At 72.4% G+C, this 19,364-nt stretch carries 16 protein-coding genes; 8 read left to right on the forward strand and 8 right to left on the reverse strand.

Annotated elements, in window-relative coordinates:
- On the forward strand, positions 1-709 hold a 709-nt coding region (locus GUY59_RS15190), incomplete at its 5' end, for a hypothetical protein (protein ID WP_201760906.1).
- Positions 710-915: 206 nt separating this feature from the next.
- Positions 916-1,698, forward strand: a complete 783-nt coding sequence (locus GUY59_RS15195) for a hypothetical protein (RefSeq protein WP_138200437.1) — start codon at positions 916-918, stop codon at positions 1,696-1,698.
- A gap of 246 nt (positions 1,699-1,944) precedes the next feature.
- Here the strand turns inward: GUY59_RS15195 and glgC are convergent, their stop codons facing one another.
- Positions 1,945-3,180 (reverse strand): glucose-1-phosphate adenylyltransferase, encoded by a 1,236-nt coding sequence (glgC, locus tag GUY59_RS15200; protein WP_138200438.1) that lies wholly within the window; start codon positions 3,178-3,180, stop codon positions 1,945-1,947.
- Between the two features lie 209 nt (positions 3,181-3,389).
- On the opposite strand from glgC, the gene glgA reads away from it, so the two are divergent.
- Positions 3,390-4,559 carry a glycogen synthase gene (glgA, locus tag GUY59_RS15205; RefSeq protein WP_138200439.1) on the forward strand — a complete coding sequence of 390 codons (1,170 nt, stop codon included), beginning with the start codon at positions 3,390-3,392 and terminating at the stop codon, positions 4,557-4,559.
- A 221-nt stretch (positions 4,560-4,780) separates the two neighbouring features.
- Here the strand turns inward: glgA and GUY59_RS15210 are convergent, their stop codons facing one another.
- The gene (locus tag GUY59_RS15210; RefSeq protein WP_138200440.1) at positions 4,781-5,185 is read right to left on the reverse strand and encodes a nitroreductase family deazaflavin-dependent oxidoreductase; all 405 of its coding nucleotides are present in this window, start codon (positions 5,183-5,185) and stop codon (positions 4,781-4,783) included.
- Positions 5,186-5,401: 216 nt separating this feature from the next.
- Here GUY59_RS15210 and GUY59_RS49995 point away from each other — a divergent pair, with 216 nt between their 5' ends.
- Positions 5,402-11,584, forward strand: coding sequence for a CHAT domain-containing protein (locus tag GUY59_RS49995; protein WP_138200441.1), 6,183 nt, complete (start codon positions 5,402-5,404; stop codon positions 11,582-11,584).
- On the opposite strand, the gene GUY59_RS15220 is transcribed toward GUY59_RS49995, so the two are convergent.
- Positions 11,524-11,835, reverse strand: coding sequence for a hypothetical protein (locus GUY59_RS15220; RefSeq protein ID WP_138200442.1), 312 nt, complete (start codon positions 11,833-11,835; stop codon positions 11,524-11,526). The genes GUY59_RS49995 and GUY59_RS15220 overlap by 61 nt on opposite strands.
- Positions 11,836-11,853: 18 nt before the next feature.
- On the reverse strand, positions 11,854-12,366 hold the full coding sequence (locus GUY59_RS15225; protein WP_138200443.1) for a hypothetical protein: 513 nt from the start codon (positions 12,364-12,366) through the stop codon (positions 11,854-11,856).
- A gap of 100 nt (positions 12,367-12,466) precedes the next feature.
- Here GUY59_RS15225 and GUY59_RS15230 point away from each other — a divergent pair, with 100 nt between their 5' ends.
- On the forward strand, positions 12,467-12,994 hold the full coding sequence (locus GUY59_RS15230) for a hypothetical protein (RefSeq protein ID WP_201760907.1): 528 nt from the start codon (positions 12,467-12,469) through the stop codon (positions 12,992-12,994).
- Here GUY59_RS15230 and GUY59_RS15235 read toward each other — a convergent pair.
- A complete protein-coding gene (locus GUY59_RS15235; RefSeq protein WP_138200444.1) occupies positions 12,991-13,542 on the reverse strand; it encodes a GNAT family N-acetyltransferase in 552 nt (183 codons plus the stop codon). The two genes, GUY59_RS15230 and GUY59_RS15235, sit on opposite strands and share 4 nt — an antisense overlap.
- A gap of 43 nt (positions 13,543-13,585) precedes the next feature.
- The gene (locus tag GUY59_RS15240; protein WP_252374897.1) at positions 13,586-14,293 is read right to left on the reverse strand and encodes a sirohydrochlorin chelatase; all 708 of its coding nucleotides are present in this window, start codon (positions 14,291-14,293) and stop codon (positions 13,586-13,588) included.
- A gap of 290 nt (positions 14,294-14,583) precedes the next feature.
- Between GUY59_RS15240 and GUY59_RS15245 the strand changes: the two genes are divergently transcribed.
- The gene (locus GUY59_RS15245; protein ID WP_161714553.1) at positions 14,584-15,879 is read left to right on the forward strand and encodes an MFS transporter; all 1,296 of its coding nucleotides are present in this window, start codon (positions 14,584-14,586) and stop codon (positions 15,877-15,879) included.
- On the opposite strand, the gene GUY59_RS15250 is transcribed toward GUY59_RS15245, so the two are convergent.
- Complete coding sequence (locus tag GUY59_RS15250) at positions 15,876-16,808, reverse strand: SPFH domain-containing protein (protein WP_138200445.1); 933 nt, start codon at positions 16,806-16,808, stop codon at positions 15,876-15,878. The genes GUY59_RS15245 and GUY59_RS15250 overlap by 4 nt on opposite strands.
- A 67-nt stretch (positions 16,809-16,875) precedes the next feature.
- Positions 16,876-18,210: an MFS transporter gene (locus GUY59_RS15255; protein WP_165959741.1), complete on the reverse strand. Its 1,335-nt coding sequence runs from the start codon at positions 18,208-18,210 to the stop codon at positions 16,876-16,878.
- Positions 18,211-18,312: 102 nt separating this feature from the next.
- Here GUY59_RS15255 and GUY59_RS15260 point away from each other — a divergent pair, with 102 nt between their 5' ends.
- Together GUY59_RS15260 and GUY59_RS15265 are read left to right on the forward strand one after the other, a co-directional pair.
- Complete coding sequence (locus GUY59_RS15260; protein ID WP_246064151.1) at positions 18,313-18,984, forward strand: GntR family transcriptional regulator; 672 nt, start codon at positions 18,313-18,315, stop codon at positions 18,982-18,984.
- A gap of 9 nt (positions 18,985-18,993) precedes the next feature.
- A complete protein-coding gene (locus GUY59_RS15265) occupies positions 18,994-19,353 on the forward strand; it encodes a DUF2203 domain-containing protein (protein WP_138200446.1) in 360 nt (119 codons plus the stop codon).
- Positions 19,354-19,364 lie beyond the last annotated feature (11 nt).

Here is a 19,364-nt window from a genome sequence, read left to right on the forward strand (position 1 = left end):
GTCCACAGGGTCGTCCGAGAATCCCTCCGATGACGCCTTCGCCGGTGGATCCCTCGGCTCGTACGGTACGGCGGCGCGCGGGCCGTGGGTCGTGTCGGGGCGGGCGGCGATGCGGTGGGACGGTTCGGGCTGGCCGGCGTACCGGCTGCCGTCCAGGGCGGGAGCCGTCGGGGGAGAGGGCGCGAACGTGTGGACGGTGAGCGGACCGCCCGTCCCGGGTGAGCCGGCCGCCGCTCGCTGGAACGGCTCGGCCTGGCAGGCGGTCGGCGTACCGGAGCTCGGCTTCCCGCGCGACGTCTCCTCGCCCAGGGTCCGGCTCGCCGACGTGGCCGTGCTCGGGCCCGGCGACGTGTGGGCGGTCGGCGGAGTGTCGTGGCTGGTGCCGGGGAGGTACGACGCGGAGGGGGAGCCGCTGGAGCGGTCGCGCCCGGTGGCGCTGCACTGGGACGGCGGAGCGTGGCGCTGCCGGTGGGGCCCGGTGGGCACCACGTTCACCCAGGCGGAACCGGACGGCGCCGGCGGCATGTGGGTGCTCGACGCGACGGGCTCCCGTCTGCTGCGTCAGGTGGCGGGCCGCTGGACGTCCGCCGAGGTGGACGGCGTCGTCGCGGCGCTGGCGTGGCGTCCCGGCACCAGTGAGGTCTACGCCGCCGGCTCGGTCCCCGGTGACGGCGACCTCACCAGGGCCGCGCTCTGGCGGCACGGGTAGGACGTCCCGCGGCCCGACGGCCAGCCCGGCGCCTCTGGAATCGGCGAGATGGTCACAGCGAGGGGGACGCGGTGACATAAGCGCGATCTTGTCCCAAGACATCCGGCAAAGCGGTGAGACGTTCCTCGCGTGGCGTTACACAACGTTACGAGAGTGACTACATAGAGTGATTGAGCCTTGTCACATCGTGATAACAGGGGGAGATCGTGAGAAGTAAGCTCATAGCCACAGGTGGCGCTCTCGCCACCGCCGCCGCGCTCGTCGCCATAGCCGGTCCTGCCCACGCTGAAGAAGAGGTCACCTGCGGCCTGAGCGTGTCCGACGCCACCCACACGCTTCGCATCGACCGCTGGGGCGTCTACGCGTCCCGTCGCGACGCCGACGCCTGCACCGACCGTCGCGAGCGGAGGGCGTACCGTTACGGCGACACGACGGCCCGTACCGCGGAGACCGAGGAAGCCGCGGAGAGCGGGGAGGCAGCCGAGTCGGAGGAGGCCGCGGAGTCGGAGGACGCTGAGGGCTCCGAGGAAGCCTATGAGGCCGAGGACGCGGAGACGTCGGAGGAAGCCGCTGAGTACGAGGAGGGATGGCACTCCGAGGAGGGCGAGCACGCTCATGAGGCTTGGCATTCCGAGGAGGCTGCGGAGTCGGAGGAGGGGTGGCACGCCGAGGAGGCTGCCGAGTCCGAGGAGGGGTGGCACGCCGAGGAGGCTGCCGAGTACGAGGAGGGATGGCACTCCGAGGAGGGCGAGCACGCTCATGAGGCCTGGCAGTCCGAGGACGCCGAGCACGCTGAGGAGCACGACACCACCGACCTGGAGGCCGTGGAGGACGACAGGTACGCCCAGGACGCCTGGAGCCGTGAGCACGGTGACAGGGCCCACCACCATGGCTACCACCCGTACCACCGTTGGGGCTGGCCGCAGTACGGCTACCGCGCCTGGGGACACCCCTACGCCTGGCCCGCCCCCTGGTACGGCCAGCACTAGGCGGACGATCTGGTCAGGCCGGCGCTGAGAAGGACGGCCCGACGCTGTTCGGGCCTGCTCCGTATGGTCCCGGGTCACCGTTGCGTGGCCCGGGACCGCTTCCCCGGCCTCCTCACCGATCGGCGACCCTGACTGACAACCGACCCCGTGGTACTCGGCCCCTGTGACACCCGTTGCCCGGCGCTCCGGCACCGCGCCGGTCGCCCTCACGGGAACACCTCCGCGGCCGCCTCCGGAATGTTCCGGCTACCGGTCGACGATCTCGTTCTTCCCGATGACCACGACCCCGCCCCGCGTCAGCGCGAACCTGGTGCGGTCGTACTCCAGGTCGAAACCGATCCGCGCACCGTCGGGGATCACCACGTTCTTGTCGATGATCGCTTTGCGCACCACCGCGCCCCTGCCGATCTTGACGTTCTCCATCAGCACGGAGTCCTCCACCAGTGAGTGGGAGTGGAGCACCACTTTGGGCGACAGGACCGATCGGATCGCCGTACCGCCGGAGACGATCACGCCGGGGGAGACCAGCGAGTCGATCGCCCGCCCCACCCGGTCACCGTCGTTGTGCACGAACTTGGCGGGCGGCAGCGGGTCGTGCCCGGTGTAGATCGGCCACTTGTCGTTGTAGAGGTTGAACACCGGATGGGCCGAGATGAGGTCCATGTGGGCGTCGTAGTAGGCGTCGAGCGTCCCCACGTCGCGCCAGTAGCCGCGGTCGCGTTCGCTGGAGCCGGGGACGATGTTGTGCGCGAAGTCGTACACATCGGCGCCGCCCGACTTGACCAGCATCGGTATGATGTTTCCACCCAAGTCGTGTTTGCTCGTGGGGTCGAGCGCGTCCTCGCGCAGCGCGTCGATCATCGACTGCGTCTTGAACACGTAGTTGCCCATCGACGCGAACACCTCGTCGGGAGAGTCGGCCAGCCCCACCGCGTCTTTCGGCTTCTCCCTGAAAGCGACGATCCGGCGGCCCTCGGGGTCGGTCTCGATCACGCCGAACTGGTCGGCCAGCGACAACGGCTGCCGGATCGCCGCGACGGTGACGTCGGCGCCGGAGTCCTCGTGCTGCTCGACCATCTGCTGCGGATCCATGCGGTAGATGTGGTCGGCCCCGAAGACGATCACGTGCTCGGGCATCTCGTCGTAGATCAGGTTCAGGTTCTGGAACAGGGCGTCCGCCGAACCCGAGAACCAGCGCGGGCCGAGCCGCTGCTGCGCCGGCACGGGGGTGACGTAGTTGCCCAGCATCGCCGTCAGCCGCCAGGTGCGCGACACGTGCCGGTCGAGGCTGTGGTTCTTGTACTGCGTGAGCACGACGATCTTCAGGAAGCCGCCGTTGGCCAGGTTGGACAGCACGAAGTCGATGAGCCGATACATCCCCCCGAACGGCACGGCCGGTTTGGCCCGATCCGCCGTGAGCGGCATGAGCCTCTTGCCCTCTCCACCTGCCAGCACGACCGCAAGCACCTTCCGGGACCTCATGTTCTGGACGCTACCCTCAAATGGCCGATCTATCGACGAAAGCCCGCACGGTGGCCTTCGCGCGTGTCCGGATTTGCGGATCAATGTGCCCGCGGGAGTATCCCGGTCAGAGGCTCGCCGACGTGTCGTGGGCCGGCGGAAGCGGTCAACGGTGCAACACTCGCTCCTTGTGGTGGTCCGCCGGACGTGGACCGCCATAAGGTCGTGTCATGCGTGTTGATCTGCTCAGCCGTGAATACCCGCCGGAGGTTTACGGCGGAGCCGGTGTGCACATGGAATACCTGGCCAGGGAGCTGCGGAAACTGGCCGACGTGCGGGTGCGCTGCTTCGGGGCCGGGCGCGCCGAGGCGGGGGTGTCGGCCTACCGCGTGCCGGGCGGGCTCGAAGGCGCCAACCCCGCACTGCAGGTGCTCGGCGTCGACCTGCAGATGGCCGCCGCCTGCGAGGGCGCGGACGTCGTTCACTCGCACACTTGGTACGCCAACTTCGCCGGGCATGTCGCGAAGATGCTGCACGGCATCCCGCACGTGGTCACCACGCACAGCCTCGAGCCGCTGCGGCCGTGGAAGGCCGAGCAGCTCGGCGGCGGCTACACGATCTCGTCGTGGGCCGAGCGCACCGCCCTGGCGTCCGCCGACGCGGTGATCGCGGTGTCGGAGGCCATGCGACGCGACGTCCTGGCCGCCTACCCCGAGATCCCGCCCGGCAGGGTCACCGTCGTGCACAACGGCATCGACACCACGGAATACGCCCCCGACCCCGGCCTCGACGTGCTGAGGATGCACGGCGTCGACCCCGCCAGGCCCTACGTCGTGTTCGTCGGCCGCATCACCCGCCAGAAGGGCCTGGTCCACCTGCTGCACGCGGCGCACTCGTTCGACCCCGGCGCCCAGCTCGTGCTCTGCGCGGGGGCGCCCGACACGCCGGAGATCGCCGCCGAGGTGACCGCGCTGGTGCGCGGCCTCGACCGCGACGGCGTCTTCTGGATCCAGGAGATGCTGCCCAAGCCCGAGGTGATCCAGCTGCTGACGCACGCGACGGTGTTCGTGTGCCCGTCGGTCTACGAGCCGATGGGGATCGTCAACCTGGAGGCGATGGCCTGCGAGACGGCCGTGGTGGCGACGGCGACGGGCGGCATCCCCGAGGTGGTGGCCGACGGCGAGACGGGACTGCTGGTGCCCATCTCGCAGAGCGGCGACGGCACGCCGCACGACCCGGAACGCTTCGCCGCGGACCTGGCCGAACGCGTCAACACCCTGCTCGGCGACCCTGCTCGCGCCGAGGCGATGGGCCGGGCCGGCCGCGCCCGCGCGGTCGACCACTTCTCCTGGTCACGCATCGCCCACCGCACCCGCGACCTCTACGCCGCGCTTGTGTGAAGGTCGAACCCTTCCATCCGGTACGGCGGAGCCGGCGGCACGCCACCCGCCGCACCACGCTGGGGGCCTCCAGGGAGACGGCCTCTGACCCGCACAGGGCCGAGCACCGTAACGGCGCCCGGCGGGCCGCTTCCGTGGTGGGTCGTGGGCCGTGCCGGCGACGCCCGATCACCGGCCGTCCCGGTCATGGCCGGCGGCGGGCCGTCTCCGCGCCTCGCGGGTCAGTGGATGCGTTCGAGGACGACGACCGGGATCTCGCGATCGGTCTGGCGCTGGTAGTTGTCGTAGTCCGGCCAGGTGGCCGTCATCAGCCGCCAGAGCTCCGGCTTCTCCTCAGGGGGCGCCGTGCGGGCGCGGGCCTTGAACCGCTGGTCCTTCACCTGCACGTCGGCGTCCGGGTTGGCGACGAGGTTCTTGTACCACTCCGGATGGTCGGGGTCGCCGCCCTTGGAGGCCACGATCACGTAGGCGTCGCCGTGGCGCTGGTAGATGAGCGGCGTCGTGTACGGCCGGCCCGACTTGCGGCCTTTCGTGGTGAGGAGGAGCACCGTGGTGTTGTTCCAGTCGTGTCCCTCGGCGCCGTCGGTTTCCTGATAACGCTGGACATGTTCCTTGCCGTAGAGCATGCACCGTGACTACCCGCCACCGGCGTGACCTCACCGTTACGCGCCGGGGTCCGTACCAGAAGTTGGCGACGCCGGCACGCTGCGTTTGTGCGGGGCTCAGACGACGGGCCGGTCACGCTGACGTTCGACCTGCCGATGCCGGGCGTCCCCCTGATCGAGCCGACACCGTGATCAGCACTTCTGTACGCGGGCGCACGCTGGTGAGAGCCTTTGGCCATGACCGACCCGGCCGAGGCACTGGCCGCCCGCATCGAACGCTTCGAGCAGGCCGCCGATCCCGACCTGATCTGGGATCCGGCGGCGCTGTCCGAGGCGGAGGAGGCGATGCGCGCGTGCGCCGGCGACCGCTCCGACGCCACCGCATGGCGCCTGATCGGCATGCTGCACCTGGCCCGCTACCGGCTCGACCAGCGGATCACCCAGCACGCCGCGGTCGCGGGCGCGTTCTTCGCCGCCGTGGCGCTGCTCGACCCGGGCCGGCTGCCCGAACGGCTGCGCGGCTCCCGCCTGCCGGCCGGCGACTCCGCCGCCGGCTGGGCCGGGCTGGTCGAGGAGATCTTCCGCATGGTGGATCCGGGCGCATACCCGCACGTGGGGCTGCTGGTCCAGGCCCTGGTCCGGCACGCGATGACACGTCCGGGGGCGGACGAGGTCGCCGAGCGGCTGGGCGAAGTGCTCCTGCAGGAGTCCGTACGCCCGCCCGTCCCGGAAGACCCCGTCGGCTCGGACGCCCCTGAGGCGTCGCCCGGCTCCGTGGCGACGGGCGACCCGGGCGACCCGGGCGACATGGATGACACGGACGACACGGATGACACGGATGACACGGACGACACGGACGACACGGACGACACGGAGGGCCCGCCGGGATCCGGCGGTTCGCCCGGCCCGGCCGACTCACCGGAACCAAGCGGCCCTTCCGGAACGGGCGGTGGCGCGCGGCGGGACGCGCCCGCGCGGGGATCCCGCTCGGGCGAGCGTGTGCGTGCGACCGGCCCCGTGTGGGCGCCCGGCGCGCTGGCCGCGCTGGGCGGCGGACTGGTGCGGCTGCACGAGGAGACGGGTTCGCCCGAGGCCGCCGACGACGCCGTGCACCTGCTGTTCCGCGCGGCCCTCGCCGATCCCGCCACGCACCTGGGCGAGCTGGCGGATGCGCTCAGCCGCGCGGCGCCCGGTGACGAGGACCTGGTCAGGGCCTACCTGAGAGCGGCGCGGAGCCCTGCGGCCAGCCAGAGCAGGTCACAGTCGCTGCGCGCGCTCGTCGACCTCACCCGTGAGCGGGCCGACCGGTCGCTGTCGGACGGCGACCTGCTGGCGTTCATCAGGGTGGGGCAGTGCGCGCTGGACTTCTGGCACGAGCCGTGGGCCACGTCCGGGGTACTGGCCCCGTTCGCGAGCGGGCTGGTGGAGTGGTTCGTGGTCACGGGGGACGAACGCTCGCTCGAAGCCGGCATGGAGATGCTGGAGGCGATGCGCATGACGCCCGGCGAGACGATCCGAGGGCTCGGCGAGGACCCCGTCGCGCGGCTCGTTCTGCTGGGCGAGCGCCGCCGGAGACGCTACGCCGTCACCGGAGACCTCGCCGACCTGGACGCCGCCGTCAAGGCGGCAGGCGAGGCGGCCGCGCTCGCCCCCGCCGGACACCCCGAGCGTGCCCGGCTGCTCGCCGGCCTGGCGAACGCGCTGCTCAAGCACGCCGTCGCCACCGGAGGTGATCCGGCCGAGCCGGTCGCGGCGGCCCACGCCGCGCTCGCCGCCCAGGACCGCTACGACGCGGCCAGGCCCGAGGTGCTGGTGCTGCTCGGCCGCGCGCTGACGCTGCGTCTCACCGCCGAGAGCGCCGACGAGGCCGTCGCCACGCTGCGCGAGGCGCTCGCTGCCGGTGACCGGCCGGCGTTGCGGGCGGAGGCGTACGAGCTGATGTCCGAGGTGCTGCGGTGGCGTGCCACGCGGGCGGGACGGCAGGAGGACCTCGACGACGCCGTCGAGTCCGCCCGCCAGGCCCTGGAGCTCGCCATGAAGAGCGCCCGCGACCCGGCGCCCGCCCAGCACATCCTGGGCGAGGCCCTGCTGGCCCGCTTCTCCGCACGCGGCGACACGGACGACCTGAGCGAAGCCCTGATCCTGGCCACCCCCGCCGACGCCGGCGGGCCGCCGGCGCGGCTCGGGGACCTGCTGGAGGACCTGATCGAGCAGCCGGACCCGGTTCCCGTGGACGAGCGGCTGGCGCAGGCCGCGACCGGGCTGGCCCTGCGCTCGCCGGACGAGGAGCTGGCGGGAAAGCTCCTGCGGCTGGCCGAACGGCAGGCGCGAGCGCCGGAGGAGCGTGGCGAGCACCTGCTCCAGGTGGCGTCGCGGCTCACCGAACTCGGCCGTCCGCGCCTCGCCGGCGACGTGCTGCGGCGGGCCTCCACGGCGTTCGACCAGGCCGGGTCGCGCGCGCGGATGGCGTACGCGCTGTACCGGCAGGGAGCGGGCGAGGAGGACGCCGGCCTGCTCGACCGGGCGCTGGAGTCGTACGAACGCTCGGCCGCGCTCTACGGCGAGCTGGGCGAGCCGAGCTCACAGGCGCGACAGCTCGGCAACAAGGCAGCCGTTCACCTGCGGCGCGGCGATCCCGCGCGTGCCGTCGAGGAGCACCTGCGCGCCGTCGCCCGGTGCGAGGACGCCGGGCTGGCCGCCGAGGAGGCCTCCCATCAGGAGCGCGCGGCCGAGGCCCACCTGGCCGCGGGGAACCCCGCGGCGGCCGTGGTCCGTACGGCCAGGGCCCGCGAGCTGTACCTGGAGCTGGGCGAGACCCAGCGGGCGGCCATGGCCCTGGTGCCCGCCGCCAGGGCGGCCGTCGACCAGGACGACCTCACGGCGGCCGGTGAACGCATCACCGCCTGCGCCATCGAGCTGGAGGCGGCAGGAGCGTGGGAGCGAGCCTGCGGGACGCTCGACGCGCACGCCGTCATGCTGGCCGCGCGCGGCCACCGCGCGCAGGCGGCCGCCTGCGAGACCCGGCTGGTGGAGATCGTACGGCGGAGGGGGCGGCGTCGCGAGCCCGCCGACGAGTGGTACCGCATCGCGCGCCGCCGCCGTGAACGCGGCGACGTCGACGGCGCACGTTTCGCCTTCGAGCTGGCCGGACGCGACTACGAAGCCGCCGGCCACGACGACGGGGCCGGGTCCGTCAGGTACAACCTGGGCGCGCTCGCGTACGCGGAGGGCGAGTCCGTGCGGGCGCTGGAGGGCTTCGGGGCCGCGGCGGAGGCCTTCGCCCGGCTGCGCGCCCCCGCCAAGGAGGCGACGGCCCTCACCATGCGGGCCGCCTGCCTGACCGCGCTCGACCGCGCCGAGGACGCCTCGGCGGACCTCGACCGGGCCATGGAACTGGCCGCCGTCGCGGATGACTCCGAGGCGCTCCTGGCCGCCACTCTGGGCCGGGCCGCTCTGGACGTGCGGCTCGGCGAGCTGCGCGAGGCGGGCGAACACCTGCGCTCGGCGCTCGGGCCGGCCGCGGGAGACCCGCTCAAAGAGGCCGTCGTACGCGACCGGCTGGCGGCGCTGGCCGCGCGCACCGGTGACGTGGCCGCGCAGGTGCCGGCGCTGGAACAGGCCATGGCCGGCTATCGGGACAGCGGCCAGGACCGGCTGGCGGCCCTCGCCTCCGTCAGGCTCGGCTTCGCCCTGGAACGACAGGGCGAGTTCCGCCGCGCCAGGGCCGCGCTCGAGACCGGCCTCACGGAGCTGGAGACGGCCGGGGACGTGGTGGGGGCGCCGTTCGAGGTGATCGCGCCCATGGCGGGGGAGCTGGACGCCGAGATCCTCGCGCGGCTGGCCGCCGTCCAGCTGACCCTCGGGGACGTGACCCGCGGCCGTACCACCCTCACCCAGGCGGTCACCACCCTGCGGGCGGGCGGCACCCCGGATGACAGGGCGGAGCGGTTGGAGCTCTGGCTGCGCGTCGAGGAGGCAAAGGCAGCGGGTGACCTGCGTACGGCCCGCACCCTCGCCGAAGAGGCACTCGCCGCCTGGCCACCCGCCGTCACCTCGGCGGGCGCCGAGGGGGCGGAGGAGCGCTCGTATCTGCTGGCCAGGCTCTCCGCGATCTGCCGAGCCCTGGGAGACCCGATGGCCGCCTACGACCACGCGGAGCGCGGTCACAGGCTACGCGACGGCCGCCGCGCCGAGCACCTGCGGAATCTGGGAGCGGCGGCCGGCGACCTCGGACGCGCGGACGAGTCGGTCCGGCACCTCACCCACGCCGCCGACCTGGCCAGGGCGACGGGATCAGCGCTCCCGGCCGAGCTGGTCCGCACCTTCGACCTGCTCGGCCGTGCCCTCACCGCCCAGGCCCGCTGGCAGGAGGCCGCGGACGCGTTCGACGAGGGTCTCGCCCTGGTCGAGGCCCCGGTATGGCGAGCCCTGCGCGCCCCGCTGCTCGCCGGGCGGGCCGCCCTCCACCTCAGGCTCGGCGAACTGGACGAGGCGGCGGCCCGCTACCGCCAGTCCCTCGCCATCGGTGAGGAACTGGGCGGAGGGACCGGGCTCGCGGACGCCTACGGTGACCTCGCCCAGGTCCACCTGCTGCGCGATGAGCCCGGCGAGGCCAAGCCGCTCGCCGAGCGTTGCCTGGCGCTCGAACGCGCCCGCGGCAGGGGGCACGGCCTGGTGCGCGCCCTGATCACCCTGGCCCGGCTGGAGGGCTCGGCGCGTGCGGTGCTGCTGCTGGAGGAGGCGCTGGCCCTGGCGGAGGAGCTCGGCCACCGTCCCGGCGCGGCGCTCGCCATGAGCCGCCTGGGCGCGCACGACCTCACGACCGGCTCGTACGCCCGCGCCCGCCGCCGGTTGTCCACGGCCGTCGACCTGCTGACCGACCTCGGACACGACCTGGAACTGGGCCTCGCCTGCCACCACCGCTCCCTGGCCGCGGAGGCGCTCGGCGACCTGCCCGCCGCCCTGGCCGACGCCGAACGCGCCTTCGAGCTCGCTCACGCGCCCGCCCGCGGCCGAGCGCTCGACCTCGCCGTACGCCTGCGCCGCGGCCTGACTGCCTGGGCCATCACCGAACGCGCCAAAGCCACCGCCCTGGCCGCTCACCTCGACCCTCCACCGCACGACGACCCGGGACAACGCGACCCCGCCGACAGCGGGCCAGGCCTCGCCCGGCCGGACGGGCCCGTGCGCCCGGTGCGGTGGCCCGCGCCCGGCCCGGTGGCCGGTGAGACGCTGGAGGACGAGCGGCGGGGGCTGGACGCCGTGCGCACGCTCATGACGGCCGCCCGCAACACGCGGGACCCGGAGGAGGCGGCGGCGCTGCTCCGGAGGGCCCGCCAGGCCAGGGCCGGCCTGGAGGCGTTGTGGCGGCGGATGGAACCCCTGGCCCCCGCGCACGTGGCGCTGCGGCGTGGCGCACTCCCCGACCAGGCCGAGCTGGACGCCCTCGTCGCACCCCGCTCACCTGCGGCCTCAGGCGGCGTCGGGCTGCTCGGGTTCTCGGTGGGTGAGGGCAGCGTCACCGTGCTCGCCCACCGCACGGGCTGGGCGGGGCCGCGGGTGTTCCCGACCTCGGCGGGCCGCGACGTCCTGAACGACTTCCTCGAAACCGTGCGCAGGCGGCCCGGGCTGCTGGAGGTCGAGGCCCGCCGGCGCCGCGCGGACCTCTGGCGACGGCTGGCCGATCTGCTGCTGGGGGAGGTGCTCCAGGCCTTCGGCGACGACCTCGACGTCGTGCACCTCCTCCCGCACGCCGAGTTGCACGGCATCCCGCTCCACGCGCTCGCTCCCGACGGCCGCACGCTGGTCGAACGCTTTCCCGTCGCCTACGCTCCGTCCGCCGCCGTCCTGACCCGCCTGGCGCGGCGTCCCGAAGCGGACGAGGGGAGCGCGCTGGTGCTGGGGTTCCCGCAGGAGGCCGAGGCGGAGGAGATCGCCGCCCTGCTCGGCACACGGCCGCGCACCGGCCCGTCGGCCACGGCGGCGCTGCTGCCCGGCACGTGGGACGTGCTGCATCTGGCGTGCCACGGAGTCTTCGGTCAGGGTGACCCGTCCGGCTCGGGCGTCCGGCTCGCCGACGGCCTGCTCACCGCCGGAGGGTTGATGAGCATGAACGTCGACGCCCGGCTCGTCGTCCTCACCGCCCACGAACGGAGCCACGGGTCGGTCGGGAGCGCGGAGGACGTGGCCGCGCTGGGACACGCGTTCCTGCACGCGGGGGCCAGGTCGGCGCTGCTGGCGCTCTGGCCGGTGGCCCCCGAGATCACCCTCGCCCTCCTGCGCGACTTCTACGCCAGGCGGCGCGACGGCGAGGGCGCGGCGCGGGCCCTGCGCTCGGCCGTGCTCGGGTTGCGCGAGCTCTACGGCTCGGCCGAGCCGGAGCTCTGGGCGCCGTACGTGCTGGTCGGCCTGCCCGGCTGATCACCGGTCCACTTCGAGCCGGGCATGAGCGTGACCAGTGCGAGGTGGCCGAAGAATCCGACCGCGAGCCCCACCGCGTAGCCGCCGAACACCTCCGGCGAGCCGAGCAGCGCCGTCACCGCGCCCCCGCCCACGACGGCCAGCACCGCGGAGAGGTCGGACAAACCGGCCGCGCCCGGCCGGTGGCGCTGGGTCGTGCGGGTCAGCCATCCGATCACGATCCCGAAGCAGATGGCACCGATCACCGCCATGCGCGAACCTCCTCGTCGTCAGGCCGCTCCCGTCGAAGGATCTCCGATCACCATCGCACGGGGGAGCCGGGACGGCCAGAGATAGGGACGGGCCGCGCTCACCAGCTCCGCCGCGGCGCCGGGGGTGTCGATGGACAGGGCGTTGTCGGGGGTGCGCTCCCGGACGTCCTGGTCGCGGATCGCGAACACGGCGGGGGCGACGCCCACGTCGCCGTAGCGCTCGGTCACCGCCTCGCCGATCGCCCTGCGCACGTCGCCGACCACGTCACGCGCGGTGTGGCCGGCGCCGGAGGCGGCGAGGTGGCCCAGCATGCCGGCGAAGCGCAGCTCCGTGTCGGCGGCGGGGCGCTGCCCCGGCAGCACGGGCCGGTCGAGCCAGAACACCCTGCCCGCCAGGAACGCCGCGTAGCCCGCGCCGTCGCGGCCGAGCACGCGCGCCGTGCCGGCGAGCAGCTCCCCGAACCCGGCCAGGTCCGCCTCCGGCGGCAGGTCCGTGGTGACGAACAGGGGCACGATCAGCGAGTCGAGCATGGCAGTTTCCCTCCGTGAGGAGGCTCATCGTAGGACGCCCGACCGACAATCACGGATCCTGCCACTCCGCCTGCCCGGTAAGGGCGCTAAGGTCACGAGAATGGCAGAGGCTCTCCTGATCACGGGCACCGTGGGCGTGGGCAAGACCTCCGTGGCCGACGCCGCCGGCGACGTTCTGACGGACGCGGGCGTGCCGAACGCGGTCATCGACGTCGACTGGCTGCGCCGCGCCTGGCCCGCACCGCCCGATGATCCCTTCAACGGCGCCCTGACCCTGCGCAACCTGCGCCCGGTGACGGCGAACTTCCTGGCCGCGGGCGCGCGGCGGCTGGTGCTGGCCGGAGTCATCGAGAGCCACGCCGACCGCGCCGGCTACGCGGAGGCGCTGGGCGTGCCGCTCACCGTCTGCCGGATCCACGCCGCACTCCCAGAAGTCCACAGAAGGCTGGCCGTGCGCCACACTCACGACCCCGGCTCGCTTGACTGGCATCTCAAGAGAGCCGGGGAATTGGCGTCGATCCTCGACGCGGCCGAGGTCGCCGACTACACCGTGGACGCCGCCGCGGGCTCTCCCGCCCAGGTCGCCGCCCAGGTCGTCGAGGGGTGGCGCGTCCAGCTCCGCGGCTAGGAGCGTTCGGCCCACTCGTCGTCGAGGGCCGAGTGCACGATGGAGTCGCGCCAGCCGTGCGGCGTTCGCACGTGGTGGCGGATGCGCCCCTCCTCGACCATGCCGGCCGTCAGCATCGCGAGCTGCGCGGGCAGGTTGGCGGGGGAGCGGGCGCCCCAGATGCGGTGCAGCCCGAGTTGCCTGAAGCCGAACTTCAGCAGCAGGCGTACGAGGTCGGTGCCGGTGCCGCGGCCCCACTGGCCGGGATGCAGCCCGAACCCGATCTCCGCGCTGTGGGGGTGCTCGGCCTCGATCCGCAGGCGGGCCACTCCGATCACGTCGTGGTGCTCGGCGTCGACCACGGCCAGCAGATAGAGGCGGCGCGGCTCGGCGCAGGCGGCCTCCATGGCCTGCAGGACCAGCGCGGAGACCTCGGGCAGGTCGCGCGGGTGGAAGGGCATGTGCTGCGTCGCGGCGGGGTCGCCGTAGACGGCGTGCAGGGCGGCGACGTCGGCCTCCGTGACGTCACGGAGGCCTAACCGTTCACCCTTGCACAGCACACCCCGCATGCGCAGACGGTAACGCGAGTCCCGTGATCTCTACAAGTTGCTGTCAAGTCGCGAGTTGACGTCCGTAAGCTCGCGCGACAAGTTCGGCGACGGCGCTGTGGGAGCCGAGCGGCTCCGCGTGCCCGGCTTCGATCTCCGCGGCCGCCTGTTCGACGATGCCCTCAGGGGCCTCGTGTCCGATCATGCACGGCGCGATCGCGAGGCGCTCCGCGCCGGCTTTGCGCAGTTGCCGGGCGGCGAGGGCGACCCCGGGCTCGCTGTCCATCGAGGCGGCGAGGACCGGCAGGGTGAGCCTGGAGGCCAGGAGCACCGCGGTGGCCTGCACGGCCTGTACGGCCCGCTGGCCGCCCACCGTGCCGAGGATGACGGCGTCGGTGGGGCTGCCGACGTTCAGCAGGCGTACGCGGTCGGCCCTGGCCAGGCCGCGCTCGGCGAGCCGGATGTGCAGCGCCTCGGCCAGCAGCGGGTGCGGCCCGAGCGCGTCGGTCACGGCGGCTCCCGAGCCGGAGGCCGCGACGGCCTTGCCGATCTCCGCCATGACCACGGGGTCTTCCCAGGTGAGCAGCGGGACGACGACGGCGTCGCGGCCGGAGGGCAGCGAGTCCGCCAGGTCGGTGACGCTCTTCAGCCGCACCTCGATCTGCGGGTGGTCGACGCGTACGACCGCCGCGATCTCCTCGGCCACTCCGGTGATCTCGCCGGGGGTCGCGAGCACGAGCAGGGGAGCGTCGGGCGGCAAGGACGTGGGCACGGGACGGCGGTGGCGACCGCCTCCCGGCCGGGGGGAACGTTCACGTACAGGCAGGCTCACAGGCGCGCAGTTTATGCCCATTCAGAGCCGCCCGTTCCGCGAATCGATGGCGATTCCGTCACAACCTGCCATGCCCAGCCACGATATGGACCGCTCCGCTCGCTAAGAGTGGTCGAGATGGGTTTGTGATGGCCGAAAAGATTGACTTGCCGGTACGAAACGGAAACCCTTGAGTAACTAGAAACGCGTTCTAGAGCGACAGTCCCAGGTCCGTCCCCCGGAGGATGGGAATGAAGCCGTTCTATGTCCGCGAACTGAGCGTTTATCCCGTCGGCCGCCGCAGGATCTTCCTGCTCGCGATAGCCGTGCTGGCCAGCCTCGTGGTCAACTTCGAGACCACGATCGCCACCATCCTGCCTCTCCTCATGGACGACCTGGGCATGTCGCTCACCGTCTACGGCCAGATCGCCGCGCTGTCGGTGCTGGTGGGCGGGATCTCGGCCGGGTTCGGCGGCATCCTGTCCGACCGGTGGGGCCGGGTCAAGATCCTCGTGCCGACCCTGACCGTCACGGCCGCGTGCAATTTCCTGCTCGCCACCGTCGACACCGTGGCCGGGCTGTTCTGGATCCGGTGCCTCATGCTGTTCATCGAGGGCGCCGGCATCACGATCACCGCGTCGCTGGTGCGGGACTTCTCGCCGCGGATGGGACGGGCGCAGGCGTTCGCGTTCTGGACGTGGGGGCCGGTCGGGGCCTCGTTCCTGGCCGCGCTCATCGCGGGTTTCACGCTGCCGCTGTTCGGCAACGCGTGGCAGTCGCAGGCGGTCATCATGGGCGTCGTGTCGCTGACGATGTGCGCGATCATCGCCTGGAAGATCGCCGAGCCGTCCGCGGCGCTGCGGGCGCAGGTGCTGGAGGACGAGCAGGCCGTACGGGTCGGGGAGATCCTCGAGCACGGCAAGGTCAGGGAACTGTTCAGGCATCCGCACCTGTGGGCGCACGTGCTCGGCAACACCGGCTGGCAGGTCCTCTACTGGACGTTCGCCATCTTCGGGCAGACGATCCTGACCGGCGCGTTCGGCATGGACGCGGCCGTGGCCAACCGTGTCGTGGCGCTGAGCATCGTGGTCAACGCCCTGGCCGTGGTGGTCGTCGGCCGCATGTCCGACCGGATGCGGCTGCGCAAGCCGTTCATCGCCGTGGGGACGGTGCTGACGGCGGGGGCGATGGCGTACTTCATCGCCCTGATCGGGCCCGGGGTCCCCACCGCCCACGTGACCGTCGTGTACGCGCTGATCCTGCTGTTCATGGGCGTCGCGTACGTGCCGTGGATGGCCAACTTCTCCGAGAACGCCGAGGACGTCGAGTCCCGGCTGCAGGGTTCGGCCCTGGGGCTGTGGGGCATGGTCGTCCGCGTCATGATCGTGGCTCTGCTGGTCGTGTCGCCGATCGTCGTGGAGGCCGGCGGCTGGCAGACGTGGCTGACCGTGGCGCTCGCCGGGCAGGTCGTGTTCCTGCTCTCCATGGCGGCCTTCAAGGGCCGCTGGCGGCAGGAGCGCACGGTCGCGCCGACGATCCCCGCCTAGCGTGCGGGCACGACGACCGACTGCGGGTTGCCAGGGGCGTACACCGTGATGCCCTGCGGAAGCGACTTGAGCTTCTCGATCTCGGCGCAGGACGGGCACTTGTCGTAGCCGTCCTGCCTGGCCCTGTTCGCCTCCGCCTCCGCCTTGGCCTGGGCCACTTTCGCCTGGGCCTCGGAGACGGCCGCGGCGGCGGCCAGCGAGCGGTCCACGGCCTTCTGCACCTCACCCGGCAGCGTCACCTTGACCAGCGTGAAGCGCAGCCCGGTCAGGAAGTCGCCGCCCAGCGTGACCGGAAGGTCACGGGCCAGCGAGGCGTTGACCGCCTCCTGCACCTTGGCGATGTTGGCGTTGCTGTCCTGTGGCTTGAGGCCGGAGCTTTCCAGCAGCGAGCAGGAGGGCACCAGTTCGGCGCAGCGCATCGAGCCGATCCGGCCGCGCAGCGCGTTGTCGATCACCGGCCGGACGGCCTGGCCGAAGAAGGCCGCCCAGCCCTCGTCGCCCTCCCACGGGTGGAGCGAGCTGTCGTCCTGGGCGCGGAACGTGCGCGTCCCGTACTTGTCGTCGAACGTCTTCAGCGTCTCGTGGTCGAGGTTGAGCGTGAAGTAGAGGGTGCCCTCGACACCGAGGTTGACGCCGTCGCTGCTCGGGACCGTCACCACGTCCACCCCGAGCGCGGTCGCCCGCTTGGCGTCCGCGGTGATGGTGTAGAAACGCTGCTGCGCCGGGTAGCGGTGCACGGACGACCACATGCCGGTCCAGGTCACCCCGGAGCCGGGGTCGATCACCTCGCGCACCTTGGTGTCGTCGAGCGGGCCGCCGTCGCGTACGACGGCCACCTCGCCACCGCTCGTGCTCTCCATGCCGCCGACACCCCCGATGAGCAGGGGGATCGCGATGATCGCGGCGATGACGGCCAGGGCGACTCTCATGGGGCTCCTCTCGCGCGGGCGGCGTCGGCAGCCGCCGCCCGCGGCTTTCGCGGCATCGTCGGAGAGGTCAGGCGAACGGCCCCACCTGGCCCGGCAGCGAGGGCTTGGCGGGGACGCCGGGATCGGCGGCGAGGTCGAGGTCGCGGGTCTCCGGGGCGATGGCCAGGCCCACGGCCGTGACCGCCAGGGCGACGACCACGTACACCGACACCGCCAGCGTGGTCTGGAACGTGTGGAAAAGCTGGAGCGCGATGACCGGTGCCAGCGAGCCGCCGACGATGCCGGCCACCTGGTAGCCCATGGAGGCGCCGCTGTAACGCAGGCGGGTGCTGAACAACTCGGCGATGAACGCGGCCTGCGGGCCGTACATGGCGGCGTGCGTGACCAGCGCCACGATGGCCGCCAGCGCGATCAGCGGGAAGGACTTGGTGTCGAGCAGCGGGAAGAACACGAACACCCACACCGCCGCGGCCACCACGCCCGCCAGATAGACCGGCCGCCGGCCGTACCGGTCGGACAACGCGCCGGCCACCGGGATCAGGGCGAGCTGCAGCGCCGAGGCGATCAGCACCGCGTTCAGCGCGTACGAGCGCGGCAGGGCCAGCTCCCCGGTGATGTAGACGATGATGTACGCCGTGAAGGTGTAGAAGGCGACGTCGACCCCGATCCGCGCCGTGAAGGCCGACAGCAGGGCGCGCGGATGCGTGCGCAGCACCTCGACCAGCGGCATCTTGGCCTTGGCGCCGTGCTGCTCGACCTCGGCGAACAACGGCGACTCCGAGATCTTCAGCCGGACCCACAGTCCCACGAAGACCAGTGCGCCGGACAGCAGGAACGGCACCCGCCAGCCCCACGACAGGAACGCCGCGTCGGACATCGTGAAGGACATGACCGTCAGCAGGCCCGTGGCCAGCACGTAGCCCGCGGGCACGCCGACCTGCGGCCAGCTGGCGTTGAAGCCGCGCCGACGGCCGTCGCCGTGCTCCAGCGACATGATGACCGCGCCGCCCCACTCGCCGCCGAGCCCCAGGCCCTGCACGAACCGGAGCAGCGCCAGCAGGATCGGCGCGATCACGCCGATGCTCGCGTATCCGGGCAGCACGCCGATGAGGAACGTCGAGACGCCCATCACCAGCAGCGTGACCACCAGGACGGTCTTGCGGCCCGCACGGTCGCCGAAGTGGCCGAACACGATGCCGCCCAGCGGGCGCGCCACGAACGCCACGGCGTTGGTCGTCAGCGAGGCCAGGACGGCGTTGAAGGGGTCGAGGTCGGGGAAGAACAGCTGGGGGAAAACGAGGGTCGCCGCGGTGGTGTAGAGGAAGAAGTCGTACCACTCCAGCGACGTGCCGATCAGGCTGGCGAGGATCACCCGCCGGGTCTGTTGCGTGGAGCCTGACATCGAACGCTCCCTAGAATTCGAGGGGGGATAGATTCAACGTAAGGATCGTTGAACAATTCGACAAGAGGTTTGCTCCATGATTTCCTGTCGAATGTGGATAACGTGGTTGCCGATCTCTCTCAGGACCGGCCCCGCCTGGGACGCAGCAGCACGGCGGAACGGGTGGCCGACATCCTGCGCGACCGCATCAGCGAAGGCTTCTTCCCTCCCGGCCAGCGCCTGTCGGAGGAGTCCATCTCCGAGGCGCTCGGCGTCTCGCGCAACACGCTGCGCGAGGCGTTCCGGCTGCTCGGCCACGAGCGGCTGCTCGACCACCGGCTCAACCGCGGCGTCTTCGTACGCCTTCCGTCGGCCGCCGACGTCGCCGACCTCTACCGCGTGCGCCGCGTGCTCGAAGGCGCCGCGGTTGGGCACACTCCCGACGACACGGAGCTCGCGACGATCGGCGAGGCCGTGCGCGACGCCGAGCGGGCCGCCGCCAAGGACGACTGGCAGGGCGTCGGCACCGCCAACATCCGCTTCCACCAGGCCCTCGTCTCACTCATCGGCAGCCCGAGGATCGACGAGGCCATGCGCCAGCTGCTGGCCGAACTGCGTCTCGTCTTCCACGTGATGGAGAACCCGCGGGCCTTCCACGAGCCGTTCGTCGACCGCAACCGCACGCTGCTAGAGCTCATGGGATCCGGCAGGCCCGACGCGGCCGCCGCCTATCTCGACGACTATCTCGACCACGCCGAGCGGCTGCTCATCCACGCCTTCGAGCCGAGCCGCTAGCGTGGGCGCATGGACCGGATCTTCACCCTCGACGAGGCCCGTACACTGCTCCCCGGCGTGATCGAGGACGCCGGCGCCGTCATCTCCGCCCGCGCCGACATGGCCGAGATCGACCACGACCGGCGGACGCAGGGCCGCTCCGAGCTCGGCGGCCTGCCCGAGCTGAAGGGGCTGCAGGCCCGCATCGAGGAGATCCTCAGCGGATGGAGCGAGCAGGGCATCGAGGTGAAGGGCATCGCGCCCGTGCTCGTCGACTTCCCCTCCGAGCTCGACGGCAGGTCCGTGCGCCTGTGCTGGATCGAGGGCGAACGCGAGCTCGGCTGGTATCACCGCACCGAGCTGGGCTTCGCCGGACGCCGCCCCCTCTGACGTCGAAGGGC

The sequence above is a fragment of the Nonomuraea sp. K271 genome, from assembly GCF_009908215.1.
GTDB lineage: Bacteria > Actinomycetota > Actinomycetes > Streptosporangiales > Streptosporangiaceae > Nonomuraea > Nonomuraea longispora.